This window comes from Acinetobacter sp. YH12126, assembly GCF_013418745.1.
Classification (GTDB): Bacteria; Pseudomonadota; Gammaproteobacteria; order Pseudomonadales; family Moraxellaceae; genus Acinetobacter; species Acinetobacter amyesii.
This window is the reverse complement of record NZ_VPBM01000009.1, coordinates 83,810-96,223: the sequence shown is the minus strand read 5'-3', so window position 1 is coordinate 96,223 and position 12,414 is coordinate 83,810. Positions and strand designations below refer to the sequence as shown.

Genomic DNA, 12,414 nt, shown 5'->3' with positions numbered 1-12,414 from the left:
AACTGGAGAAATTATGAAAAATAAAGCTTTGAAACTCACCACACTCAGTATGTTGATGATCGGCGCTAGCCAATTCGTTCAAGCCGAAGATTCAATACGGAGTACTTTGCCAAAGTTCCAAGCCAAAGAAATACCTGCGCTGTGTGATGCCAAAATTCAGCAAGTGAAAACAGATTTAGCGGCATTTGAGCAAAAAAAGATAAAAAATAATGCAAAAGCAGCACCTGTTTTGGCGGAGTGGGATCAAATTTTTGCCAAATTTGAAGATTTTTATGGACCAATCGGACTGTATAGTAACGTCGATCCTGATGAGGCTTTACGTAAGGCGGCGGAAGATTGTGAAATTAAAATTATGGAGTTTCAAACTTCGGTTTATCAAAATCCAAAACTTTACAAGCAAATTAAAAAACTCAAAACCAATGACGAAATTGATAAAAAAATGCGTCAAGACATCTTGGATGGTTTTGAAAATACAGGGGTACAATTTACACCTGAAAAACGTGCTCGTTTGAAAGCTATCTTTGATGAATTAGCAAAAATTGAACAAGAATATGCGCGTAATGTACGAGATAATAAAGAAAAACTGGAGTTTACACCGGCGGAGTTGAAAGGCTTGCCAGACAGCTATATTTCGGGCTTAAAGAAAAATGAAAAGGGCAATTATTTGCTCGGTTTTGAATACCCAGAATACCGTCCATTTATGGAACTAGCAGAAAGCGATGATGCGCGTAAGCGTTACCAAACTGCATTCACGCGTCGTGGTACTGAGAAAAACTTAGTATTGTTAAAGCAAGCAATGGATTTACGTTATGAAATTGCGCAGCTCTTTGGCAAAAAAAGCTATGCCGAATGGGTGTTGCAACACCGTATGGCAAAAGACCCTGAAACAGTGAATAAGTTCTTAGCCGATGTTCATCAAACGGTGGCACCTTTAGAGAAAAAAGAAGTTGAGACTTTACGTGAGTTCAAAGCGAAAAGCCTGAAAATTCCACTCGAAAAAGCTGAAATCAATCGCTGGAGTGAGAGTTACTGGAGTGAAAAACTTCGCAAAGAAAAGTATCAAATCGATCAAGAAAAATTGCGTGACTATTTCCCAACCCAAGCATCTCAAGAATGGATTTTTGCCATTTCATCTGACCTTTATGGCATTGAATTTAAGCCTGCGAAAGTCGATGTTTGGCAGTCAGAAGTTGAATATTACGATGTAAAAGATAAAAAGACCGGTGAGTTGCTTGGTGGTTTATATATCGATAAATACCCACGTGAAGGGAAGTATGGTCATGCGGCTGTTTGGGGCGTAAAAGGTGGCAGTACCTTGACTAAGCGTAAACCGATTTCTGCTTTGGTGACCAACTTTAACCGTAAAGGTTTAAATAGTGATGAACTTGAAACCTTTGTTCATGAGTTTGGTCATGCTTTGCACGGTATTTTGTCCAATACACGCTATGCATCCCAATCGGGGACTTCAGTAGAGCGCGACTTTGTAGAAGCACCTTCACAAATGTATGAAGAATGGGCGCGTCGTAAAGAAACTTTATCTACACTCGCAAATTACTGTAATCCAGCGTGTCCACCTGTAGATGACGCACTGATTAATAAATTAAAAGCGGTTCATAGCTATGGACGTGGTTTGCATTATGCACGTCAAGCCTTGTATGCAAAATATGATATGGCACTTCACTCATCAGATGCTTTGAGTGTTAAACCCTTAGATGTCTGGAAGAAAATGGAAGGCGAGACAGCTTTAGGCTATGTCCCAAGCACTGAATTCCCAGGACAATTCAACCATATCATGGGCGGTTACCAAGTTGGCTATTATGGCTATATGTGGTCTGAAGTGATGGCACTCGATATGTTGTCTGCTTTCGGAGATAACCTAAATAACCCAGAAGTGGGACAACGCTACCGTAAAACAATCTTGTCGCAAGGTGGTCAATATGAAGCAGAAAAATTGGTGCATGATTTCTTAGGTCGTAAACCTGATAACAAAGCTTTCTTTGATGAAATTACTGGACAACGAGTGAAGTAAGGACAACTTTATGCTGGCATATATCATACGGCGTATATGGCAGATGATCCCAACGATGTTGGGGGTTGTTCTGCTCATATTCTTCTTATTTAACTGGGTAGGTGGGGACCCTGCTTATATTCTAGCAGGCAAAATGTCGAACCCAGAGCAAATTGAAAACATCCGACAACAGTTGGGGGTTGATCAACCCTACTATGTCCAATTGTGGATTTTCATTAAGCAGATTTTAACTTTTGATTATGGAATGAGTTGGAGTACAGGTGAGTCGGTGTCAGATATTATTTTGACCCGTCTAGGACCGTCACTGACGATTTTAATTCCTTTAACCATTTTGCAAACGATCATTTCAATTGGTTTGGCACTTGCTGTGGCTTCAGTTCGTGGCACATTAACCGATCGTATGATTATGATGCTATGTACGATTGGTATGTCGATTAGTATTTTGGTTTACATTATTGTTTTCCAATACGTTTTTGCATATCAGTTAAGCTGGTTTCCGGTTCAAGGCTGGAGTGATCACTTTAGCGAAAACTTATTTAAATACGGTTTACTGCCTATCTTAATTATGTTGGTGGTAAGTATTGCGCCAACTTTGCGCTTATACCGCAGTTTTGTATTGGATGAAGTCAATCAAGACTATGTTCGAACTGCGCGCGCAAAAGGTGTGGGTGAAAGCCGTATTTTAGGTGTACATGTACTGCGTAACGCCTCAATTCCAATTATTACCGATGTCATGTCGAGTCTACCGGCACTGCTGATAGGCGCTTTCCTGATTGAACGATTCTTTGGTATTCCGGGTATTGGTCGTGAAGTCATTATTGCTGTTGAGCGCAGTGACTTCCCTGTCATTAAGGCGATTACAGTCTACGTTGCAGCGGCTACAATGATTTTTAACTTAATCGCGGATTTGATTTATAAACTTGTCGATCCACGCGTTCAGTTGAAGTAGGTGGCCTATGCTAGGAATATTCAATAAGACCAAAGCAACGGCATCAACACCTGCATCGACTGGCTTGTGGAAGTTGGCGATGCGACGCCTAAAAGCCGATAAATTAGCGATGGTGTCGTTGTTCGTTGTACTGTGTTATTTCGTGGTGTTGCTATTGTCGATGACAGGCTTGGTTGCATCTAATTGGAATAAAGAAGTGGCTGTGAGTTATGCACCTCCAAGTTTTATTGGGGCGGAACTCAATGAAACAGCCAAAACCAAAGCATCAGCAGAAGATATGGCATTGCCTGAAAATCCTGTTGATCCTTTAAAAGATGTAATTGCTGAACTGAATGCAGAGATTGCGACTGAGCAAGGTGGTGCCAATGCAATTGACTACTATGGCGTTGTCGATCCACTAGCAGAAGATATGAAAGCGATTGATCAGCAATTGGGTGGCCATTTGTTAGATCAACAAAGCGAGCTAAAACAAACTTTACTGTTTGGTGCGGATAAATGGGGGCAGGATGTCCTGCAAAAAACCATTAAAGGTGCTGAAACATCTATTATTGTTGGCGTGGTAGCTGCATTACTTGCTGTCGTGATTGGGACAATTTTAGGGGCAATTTCTGGCTATTTCGGTGGTTGGGTTGATGACATTTTAAACTGGTTTTATAACATTTTTACTTCGATTCCGTATTTGCTCTTGGTTCTTGCGATTGCAGCTGTATTACAACAAAAGGGGATCATATCGATTGTCCTCATTCTAGGGCTTACTGGATGGACGGGGGTGTATCGCCTGATTCGTGCAGAGTATATGAAACATACTTCGCGTGAATATGTACTCGCTGCCAAAGCGATAGGAGTGAGTCATTTCCGACGCATCTTTGTGCATATCTTTCCGAACGTCAGTCATATTGCATTGGTGCAAATCTCGATTTTAGTGGTGGCCTTTATTAAGTCAGAAGTGATTTTGAGCTTTTTGGGATTTGGCGTTCCTGTTGGGGTTGTGTCATGGGGAAGTATGCTCAATGAAGCACAAAGTGAATTGATTTTAGGTAAATGGTGGCAGCTTATCGCAGCATCTGTAGCAATGGCGGTTTTAGTTACGGCATTTTCAATGTTTACTGATGCACTACGTGATGCATTAGATCCAAAATTGAAATAAGGGGGGGAGTAAAGGATGACGGAACAAAATCAAACTGTTAAACCAACGCTCCTCAGTGTTCAAAACCTGAAAGTGAGCTTTAAAGCCGAAGATAAAAGCTATATCGAAACGGTCAAAGGAATATCTTTTGACATTCCTGCCAATACAACTGTGGCGCTTGTGGGAGAATCTGGCAGTGGCAAGTCGGTGACCTCGTTGGCAACCATGGGGCTGTTGCCACGTGATCAAAGCCGTATAGATGCAAGCAGTAAAATAGTTTTTGAAGGGCAGGATTTACTGAGTCTGTCTCCAAGAGAAATGCGTAATATCTGTGGTAAAGATATTGCGATGATTTTTCAGGAACCGATGTCGTCACTCAATCCAGTCTTTACGGTGGGTGATCAAATTGCCGAAGTATTACGACTTCATCTAGGTATGGGACGTAAGCAGGCAAGAGCACGAACTTTGGAATTATTGAAGGAAGTGGGTATTCCTTCTCCTGAAACGAAAATTGATGCCTATCCTAGCCAAATGTCAGGTGGCCAACAACAGCGGGTCATGATTGCAATGGCAATTGCATGTGAGCCGAAGTTATTGATTGCCGATGAGCCAACCACGGCACTTGATGTGACAATTCAAAAGCAAATTTTAGATTTACTTGAAGCCTTGCAAAAGAAACGTGAGATGTCGATGCTGTTCATTACGCATGATTTAGCATTGGTAAGCGAAATTGCCGATCAGGTGATTGTCATGCGTCATGGAGAAATCCGTGAACAAGGCTTGGTCAATGAAGTGCTGGATCATCCTAAAGATATCTACACTCGAGCTTTGCTCAAGTGCCGTCCGCAGATGTCAGAACGTCCTTATAAATTGCCAATGATCAGTGATTTTATGCGTCAAAATGGTGATGAGCTGATTGAGGATGTGCATTTATCTGAGGAAACCCGTAGACAACGAACGCGTGGTCTTACGGGTAATGAACAGATTATTTTAGATGTCAAAGACCTGAAAAAATCGTTCTATAGCCGCAAGGGTTTATTTGGTAAGGATGAGTATCAGGCGGTCAAAGGTGTCTCGTTTCAACTGGCGAAAGGTAAAACGCTCGGGTTGGTTGGAGAATCTGGCTCAGGTAAAACCACAATCGGCCTTTTACTGATGCGTCTACAGGAAGCGACAGGTGGTCAGGCGCTGTTTGAAGGTCATGATATTTTGGCGATGAGCGAAAAAGAATTTACCCAATATCAGCGCAAAATACAGATCATTTTCCAAAACCCATATGCTTCGCTCAATCCAAGATTTACGGTGGGTCAAATTTTGATGGAGCCGATGCAAGTGCATCAGATAGGGAAGGATGATGCTGAACGCGAGCAAATGGCGTTTGATTTGCTTGAACGTGTCAGTTTGCCTGCCCAAGCATTTTATCGCTATCCACATGAGTTTTCTGGTGGTCAGCGTCAACGTATTGCCATTGCACGATGCTTGACCTTAAAGCCAGAAATTTTGATCTGTGATGAGTCTGTCTCTGCCCTAGATGTTTCGGTTCAAGCCCAAGTTCTGAACTTATTGCAAGATTTACAAGATGAATTTGGTTTGAGCTATATCTTTATTTCACATGATTTATCTGTGGTGAAATATATTTCTGACCAAATCATGGTGATGAACCATGGTGATATTGTTGAAATTGCAAACTCGGATGAGTTGTATCGATCACCTCAGCATGAATATACCAAGCGTTTGCTGAGTGCGATTCCACAAACCACTGAACAATTTATTTAGTATTGGTATAAAAAAACCGCTCAAATGAGCGGTTTTTTTATACTTAAGAAATTAAAATTTCTTAAAGCCTTTGTTGTTTCCGCTAAATGCGCGACTTGGCACAGAGTCATTACGACGCTCACGATTGCCAAAATTGTCGTTACGACGTTCACGGTTACCGAAGTTTTCACTGTTGCGATCATTACGGTTATTGTTGAAACCATCGTTGCGACGCTCTGAACGGTTAAATCCATTGCCTTGGAAACCACCTTCAGTACGACCAGTACGACGTTCGCCACGGTTGTCTTGATAACCATTGCTTTGTAGTGGCTGGTTTTCGTCACTGTCACGACGTTGTTGGCGTAAGTAACCACCACGACGTGCTGCCATTGGTTTGTCTTGCATACGTTCAGTACGACGTTTCGCCATACCAAACAGGCCAGTACCTTGACGTGGTTTAAGCTCAACGGACTTGGTTAAGTTGTCGATATCTTGTTTATCTAGCTCGATCCAACGACCAGTACGTAGTTCGCGTGGCAGAATTACTGAACCATAACGTGTACGTAAAAGACGGCTCACTTTTAAGCCTTGAGATTCGAAAATACGACGAACTTCGCGGTTACGACCTTCTTTTACAACCACTTGATACCAACGGTTAATACCGTCACCACCAATTTCAGAGAATGACTCAAATTTTGCCGGACCATCATCTAAAACAACGCCTTGTAACATGTTGTTTTTTAACTGAGGGGTGACTTCACCCATGACACGAACGGCATATTCACGTTCGATTTCGCTAGACGGGTGCATTAAACGGTTCGCCAGTTCACCGTCATTCGTGAACAGCAATAGACCTGTAGAGTTGATATCTAGACGACCCACCATCACCCAACGATCACCTGTAATTTGAGGTAATTGTTCAAATACCGTTGGACGGTTTTCAGGGTCATTGCGTGAGCAGATTTCGCCTTCTGGTTTATAGTAAATCAACACACGGCGACGAATTTCGTCTTCAATTTGGAACTGAACTTTACGACCATCGATGCGAAGCTCATCACCTGGTTCAATACGTTCACCCACTTGGGCAACTTGCCCATTTACGCTTACACGACCAGCGGCAATGACTTCTTCCATATAACGGCGAGAACCCAAACCAACGCGTGCGAGCACCTTTTGCAATTTTTCACTCATGACAGCATAACCTTAGAAATTATCATCAACAGTTCACCTATTTATGACTTCGGTGCATTCGCATCGAGGGCCATAAAAGCTTCCTTGGCATCCTGCAGGGGAGGCAATTGGCCCAAAGAGGTTAGACCAAAAGCATTTAAAAATTGAGGCGTTGTAACTAACAACGCGGGTCGTCCTGGGAGTTCACGAAAACCAGATTCTTTAATCCAGTTCCAGTCAAATAATGTACGTAAAATTTGACTATTGTTGGTCACCCCACGGATTTGCTCAATATCTGCGCGGGTTACCGGTTGATGGTAAGCAATGACAGAAAGAGTTTCGAGCAAGGATGGCGATAAACGAGTTGGTCGTTCAGGCCAGGTCTGTGCAATAATATTACGATATTTTGCACGTACTTGAAAACGGAAACCTTGAGCGGTTTCAACAAGTTCAATTGATCTGCCGTGTTGCAGCATTGAAAGCTGCTGCAAATATTGGCGTAATTCGGTTTTACTGAAACGGTCTTGGAAAGCCTCTTTTAAACGGGCAATACTCACTGCCGCTTCACTGGCAAAAATAATGGCTTCAAGCTGCATCAAAATTTCATGCAGATTATCTTCTGAAGACACCGCAGTCATCTGTTTAAGTTCAGTGTTCATGCACGTGCTCCCTGAATTGCAAGCGGTGCTTCTACACCTGATGCGACAATTTGGACTTTTTGTTGGCGTGTCAGTTCTAATACAGCCATAAATGTCACGACAACACCCATGCGACCTTGGCTTGGCTTGAGTAAGTCCGCAAAATCTAATACTTCACCTGACGCTAGCTTAGTTTCAATATAAGCAATACGTTCTTCGAGTAAGACAGGCTCTTGCAAAATTTGGTGGGTAACCGGTTCTGGTCGATTAAAAACACAGAGTATGGCATCACGAAGTAATTGAATATCATAGCCATCATTGGTTTCGACTATTGTTTCTAAACTGACATTGGTATCGAATGTATCTCGATCCAACACTGACATTTGACCTAATCTTTCTGCAGCTTGTTTGATGCGCAAATACGTTTCTAAACGGTCAATCAATTCTTGTTTAGGATCTTGTTCATGTGCCGCGGTCGATTTAGGTTTTGGCAATAATAGACGCGATTTTAAATCGGCCAATAGAGCTGCCATCACCATATAGTCTGCGGTTAATTCAATATCTAGGGATTTCATTGCATCCATATAAGACAAATATTGGGATGCAATCGGGGCAATATCGACTTGTAATAAGTCGAAGCCATTTTTTTGAATCAGGTAAATCAGAAAGTCGAGTGGTCCTTCGAAATGCTCTAATAGAATTTCAAATGCAGCGGGTGGAATGTACAAATCTTCTGGAATAGCTTCTTGCCACTCATCCAAAACGCGAATGTGTGGAGCATCTTCCATAGAATTATGGACAGTTTGGTTCATTGCAATTATAGGCCACGCGAATTTTCAAAGGCATGCAGACAGCTTTCGCTTCGATCTCACATCGAAAGTAAAAGCACAAAAGTTATAGGGAATAGTGTAATGGAAAAATGCGTTTAAAGAAATTACTGAACGGTTGAATTGGGTAAAAAACTTAAAATTTATAGGGAATAGGCTTTATTTATACACATGTAAAATTTTAAAGCTGTGATATCGATCACATCTTATGTTAATTATAAAAAAAACACTCATCAATCCATGAACTCATTTAAGCTGTGATGTCTGGATGATGGGCGTCCAGCATAAAATGATTTGATTGAATTGACTAAAAGATTATTTGCTATGCCACAACAATATAATCAATGGGGTCAGGCCGTAGGGATGACGTTGGCGCAGTTTGTACCTTGCCAGTTCAGATGTAAAACCGAAGAGGGGCAATCTGTTCGACTTATTCCGATGTTGCCCGATCAGCTTGATGACAGTCTTTTACAGCGGCTATGGCAGACAGTACAACTAGAACCTGATGAACGCTGTTGGACGTATTTGCCTTATTCTCAAATTCAAAGCATGCAGCAATTGCGTGATTATTTTCAGCAATCCTTTCATTTTGCGGGTTCCATGCATTATGTCATTGAGGTTGGTGATGCCATTGTAGGATGGGTTGCTTTGCTCAATGTACGCCCTGCACATGCTGTCATCGAAATTGGCAATGTCTATTTTTCAAGTTTAATGAAGCAATCAACAGCCGCAACAGAAACCATTTATCTATTGTTAAAAGCATGCTTTGCAGCGGGATATCGACGGGTGGAGTGGAAGTGTGATGACTTGAACACGCCTTCGAAAAATGCTGCCTTACGTTTTGGCTTTCAATTTGAAGGGTTGTTTCGTCAACATGTGATAGTGAAAGGTCGTAATCGTGATACCGCTTGGTTTGCGATGTTAGATCAGGATTGGCCAATGTTGTCTCAAGCATATGCAGCATGGCTCGATACAAACAACTTTGATGAGCAAGGGCAACAAAAAGTTCATTTAAAGGAATTTATGCAGCTTTATTACGCTTGAGGAAAAGCACACTATCAAGGTTTTGAGCTTGTTGGTAAGACCCTTTGTTCAAGTGCAAATTCGATGATGACTTGGCACTGCGCTTGCGAACAGAGGTTTTGATTAGCTCTACGTTTAAACAGTGATTTGACCGTTGATGCATGCAGAAAATAACGAAAAATTTGCGGCTGTGTTGTCGCTATTGGTGAAATTAAATTTTCATCTTTTGCCCTCAGTTGAGCCTTGGATTCTAAAGTCCAAGGCTCAGTGGCATATATAGCAAAATGATTGAGACTGCTTTGCTCGGAGACACTGAGGTCTGTCGCATTTTGGAGCTTGAGTAAAATTTGAAATAAAGTCATCAGGTCGATTCCTTTATCGAAAGGTGCTTTAACTGCGTTTTGAGCAGATGACCTTTACATGCTGTGCCTCTGATCGGTAACAGCATGTATTTAACAGTACATGCTATTCAAAGGCACTGACATCACCGACACCGCGGCGGATCACTTCTGGGTATTCACCTGCAAGGTTTACAACGCTAGTGGTATTCAAAGTACCTAAACCTCCATCAATCAATACATCTATGCGTTTACCGATTTGCAGTTCAATTTCGTAAGGATCATCAATCGGTTCTTTTTGGCCCGGTAAAATTAAGGTCGATGTTAATAAAGGCTCACCGAGTTCTTTGAGTAATAATTGGCAAATCGGGTTGCTCGGAATACGCAGTCCAATGGTTTTCTTTTTAGGATGCATTAAACGGCGAGGAACTTCACTGGTGGCAGGCAAAATAAAGGTAGTGACCGCAGGGGTATTATTTTTCAATAAACGATACATGGCATTGTCGACTTTGGCATACGTGGCAATGTCAGATAAATCTGCACAAATAATCGCATATTGATGTTTAGCATCGAGCTGACGAATTTGGGCAATGCGTTCCATGGCATTTTTGTTCCCAATTTGGCAGCCGATGGCATAGGCGGCATCTGTAGGATAAACCACCACATCGCCGGCACGAATCCGTTCAACGGCTTGCGTAATTAAACGGGGCTGAGGATTTTCCGGATGTATTCTTAAATGCAACATGTCGTTTTCCTCTTATTATTAAAAGCTCTAGACATTATGTCGCGGTCTACTTGCTTTGTGCAATGTGAAATGCAGTCAAATTGTATAATTTAATCAAGCATTTCACGTTGAAATTCATTCGCCTGTAACATTTTGCCAGCACGTGTACAGTGGCAAATGCATTGGATAAAGCGCCAAGCATCGCGTGGAAGTTTGGCTTCACCTTTAAAATAAGCCTGTAATTGTGCATAGACATTATCTTTAAAGCTACTGCCATCACCGCCTTCACCAGTGAGGTTATCAAGTGATACACGAAACTTACGCCCAAAGGCTTTGGCAAATAACCATTCGATCGCTTGGGGCTTAATCTCCACCTGCTCAAAGAGGGCTTGCTGCTCTTTGTTACGACCATCTGGTGCATACCAATAGCCTAAATCGGGAAGTAAACGGCGTTGCTCGCCAGCAATAGTCCAATGACTAATTTCATGCAAGGCGCTATTGAAATAACCATGAGCAAATTGAATGCGGGCAGGGCCGTTTAAATCGGCAGGAAAGTACTCGGGCTCACAGTCACCTTTCACTAAGCACACATTCAGGTGGGAAAACCAATGATTAAAGTGTAAGATGAGCCAATCGACGTGTTCTGTTTCTGTGGAAAGTTTCTCCCAAGCCGAGAGTTGCACTTGGTCGGTTGAAATGTCAGAATCAAGCGTTGAAATTGTGCTCATAAGTGATGAAACATTCACTTCTGTTTGCGGCTGCAACAGATGCATAACTTAAGTTACCCAAATGGTCTGTCTAAATAAGTACAAAATTGTATCTTAATCTTTGACAGAGTACTGATGAATTTGTAGAATTGCCGCCTTAATTATGTCAGCAAATACCTTTCCGGCACAGATTGAGCCGTTTAAATGGGCTGAACAGGGCTTTAAATGGTCAGGAACACTGCCATTATCTCGCTTTGTTCGTATTGCTCGTGAAGCTGTTGGATCAATTGATGATCAATTGATTAACATAGACTGTAAGCTATCAATGGATGCTTATCATCGCATTGTATGGCTAGATGGTCATGTTGAAACAAATGTTCCAATGGAATGCCAGCGTTGTCTGGATACTGTTGAGATCCCACTTGTTTCAAGTTTTCATCTAGCTCTTGTAGATGACGAGTCACTGATAGAGCGCTTGGATGAGGATGCTGATTTCATCGTTTTAGGTGAAAGTGAAGCAACAACCAAAGGTTCATATGATGCGCCTGCGACTGCTGATTTACTCTCACTGATAGAGGATGAATTGTTATTGTTGATGCCTTTGTCACCTAAGCATGACGCTTGTGAACATAAGCATCAACCTGCCGCTGAAGAGCTTGTTGAAGAAAAACGGGACAACCCGTTTGATGTTTTGGCAGGTTTGAAGGGTAAACTTAACTAATTTTGTGTTATACTCTTGAGTATAAGACAATCGAATTTGTTCTGATCCATTTTTTCGATCTTTGTAAGGAGCCATCATGGCCGTTCAGCAAAACCGTAAAAGTCGCTCTCGCCGTGACATGCGCCGTTCACATGACGCTTTAACCGAGAATGCATTAACTGTAGACCAAGCTACTGGCGAGACTCACCGTCGTCACCACGTATCTAAAGATGGTATCTACCGTGGTCGTCAATTATTCGCTAAAGCATCTGCTGAATAATTGGTGATGTATTAAGCGTCAAGCTTAGTAGAAAAAATGGGAGCGTTAAGCTCCCTTTTTTTTGTACCGATTTTTTGTTGCATTTGGCAATTACCAAGACAAAAATTAAGTGTTAAATTTCCGTCCCTGAAACAAGCTTACATGGGAT

General features: G+C 41.9%; 13 protein-coding genes. 7 read left to right on the top strand and 6 right to left on the bottom strand.

What is annotated here, in order from left to right:
• The first annotated feature begins 13 nt into the window (after positions 1–13).
• Genes FTU62_RS08525 through FTU62_RS08510 form a run of 4 tightly spaced genes read left to right on the top strand, consistent with a single transcriptional unit; the run spans position 14 to position 5,880 of the window.
• Positions 14–2,029: a M3 family metallopeptidase gene (locus FTU62_RS08525; RefSeq protein ID WP_180085377.1), complete on the top strand. Its 2,016-nt coding sequence runs from the start codon at positions 14–16 to the stop codon at positions 2,027–2,029.
• 10 nt (positions 2,030–2,039) lie between these two features.
• Entirely contained in the window at positions 2,040–2,978 is a 939-nt protein-coding gene (locus FTU62_RS08520; protein ID WP_078190067.1) for an ABC transporter permease, read from the top strand.
• A gap of 7 nt (positions 2,979–2,985) precedes the next feature.
• On the top strand, positions 2,986–4,125 hold the full coding sequence (locus FTU62_RS08515) for an ABC transporter permease (RefSeq protein WP_180102421.1): 1,140 nt from the start codon (positions 2,986–2,988) through the stop codon (positions 4,123–4,125).
• 15 nt (positions 4,126–4,140) lie between these two features.
• The gene (locus tag FTU62_RS08510; RefSeq protein WP_180102420.1) at positions 4,141–5,880 is read left to right on the top strand and encodes an ABC transporter ATP-binding protein; all 1,740 of its coding nucleotides are present in this window, start codon (positions 4,141–4,143) and stop codon (positions 5,878–5,880) included.
• Between the two features lie 51 nt (positions 5,881–5,931).
• Here FTU62_RS08510 and rluB read toward each other — a convergent pair whose 3' ends face one another.
• The 3 genes from rluB to FTU62_RS08495 are packed head-to-tail and all read right to left on the bottom strand — an operon-like array spanning position 5,932 to position 8,479.
• Positions 5,932–7,050 (bottom strand): 23S rRNA pseudouridine(2605) synthase RluB, encoded by a 1,119-nt coding sequence (gene rluB / locus FTU62_RS08505; RefSeq protein WP_180102419.1) that lies wholly within the window; start codon positions 7,048–7,050, stop codon positions 5,932–5,934.
• 41 nt (positions 7,051–7,091) lie between these two features.
• Complete coding sequence (scpB, locus tag FTU62_RS08500; RefSeq protein WP_078190063.1) at positions 7,092–7,688, bottom strand: SMC-Scp complex subunit ScpB; 597 nt, start codon at positions 7,686–7,688, stop codon at positions 7,092–7,094.
• Positions 7,685–8,479: a ScpA family protein gene (locus FTU62_RS08495; RefSeq protein ID WP_180102418.1), complete on the bottom strand. Its 795-nt coding sequence runs from the start codon at positions 8,477–8,479 to the stop codon at positions 7,685–7,687. The genes scpB and FTU62_RS08495 overlap by 4 nt, the downstream gene beginning before the upstream one ends.
• Before the next feature lie 339 nt (positions 8,480–8,818).
• Between FTU62_RS08495 and FTU62_RS08490 the strand changes: the two genes are divergently transcribed.
• Complete coding sequence (locus tag FTU62_RS08490; RefSeq protein ID WP_180102417.1) at positions 8,819–9,538, top strand: GNAT family N-acetyltransferase; 720 nt, start codon at positions 8,819–8,821, stop codon at positions 9,536–9,538.
• Positions 9,539–9,552: 14 nt separating this feature from the next.
• Here FTU62_RS08490 and FTU62_RS08485 read toward each other — a convergent pair whose 3' ends face one another.
• From FTU62_RS08485 to FTU62_RS08475, 3 genes are all read right to left on the bottom strand, one after another.
• Positions 9,553–9,879 carry a hypothetical protein gene (locus FTU62_RS08485; protein ID WP_180102416.1) on the bottom strand — a complete coding sequence of 109 codons (327 nt, stop codon included), beginning with the start codon at positions 9,877–9,879 and terminating at the stop codon, positions 9,553–9,555.
• A gap of 103 nt (positions 9,880–9,982) precedes the next feature.
• Entirely contained in the window at positions 9,983–10,600 is a 618-nt protein-coding gene (locus tag FTU62_RS08480; RefSeq protein ID WP_078190059.1) for an L-threonylcarbamoyladenylate synthase, read from the bottom strand.
• A gap of 89 nt (positions 10,601–10,689) precedes the next feature.
• Positions 10,690–11,352 carry an elongation factor P hydroxylase gene (locus FTU62_RS08475; protein ID WP_180102415.1) on the bottom strand — a complete coding sequence of 221 codons (663 nt, stop codon included), beginning with the start codon at positions 11,350–11,352 and terminating at the stop codon, positions 10,690–10,692.
• A 97-nt stretch (positions 11,353–11,449) separates the two neighbouring features.
• Here FTU62_RS08475 and FTU62_RS08470 point away from each other — a divergent pair, with 97 nt between their 5' ends.
• Both FTU62_RS08470 and rpmF read left to right on the top strand, forming a co-directional pair.
• Complete coding sequence (locus FTU62_RS08470; protein WP_078194223.1) at positions 11,450–12,007, top strand: DUF177 domain-containing protein; 558 nt, start codon at positions 11,450–11,452, stop codon at positions 12,005–12,007.
• Positions 12,008–12,083: 76 nt separating this feature from the next.
• Positions 12,084–12,266, top strand: a complete 183-nt coding sequence (gene rpmF / locus FTU62_RS08465; RefSeq protein WP_004279227.1) for a 50S ribosomal protein L32 — start codon at positions 12,084–12,086, stop codon at positions 12,264–12,266.
• Positions 12,267–12,414: the final 148 nt, after the last annotated feature.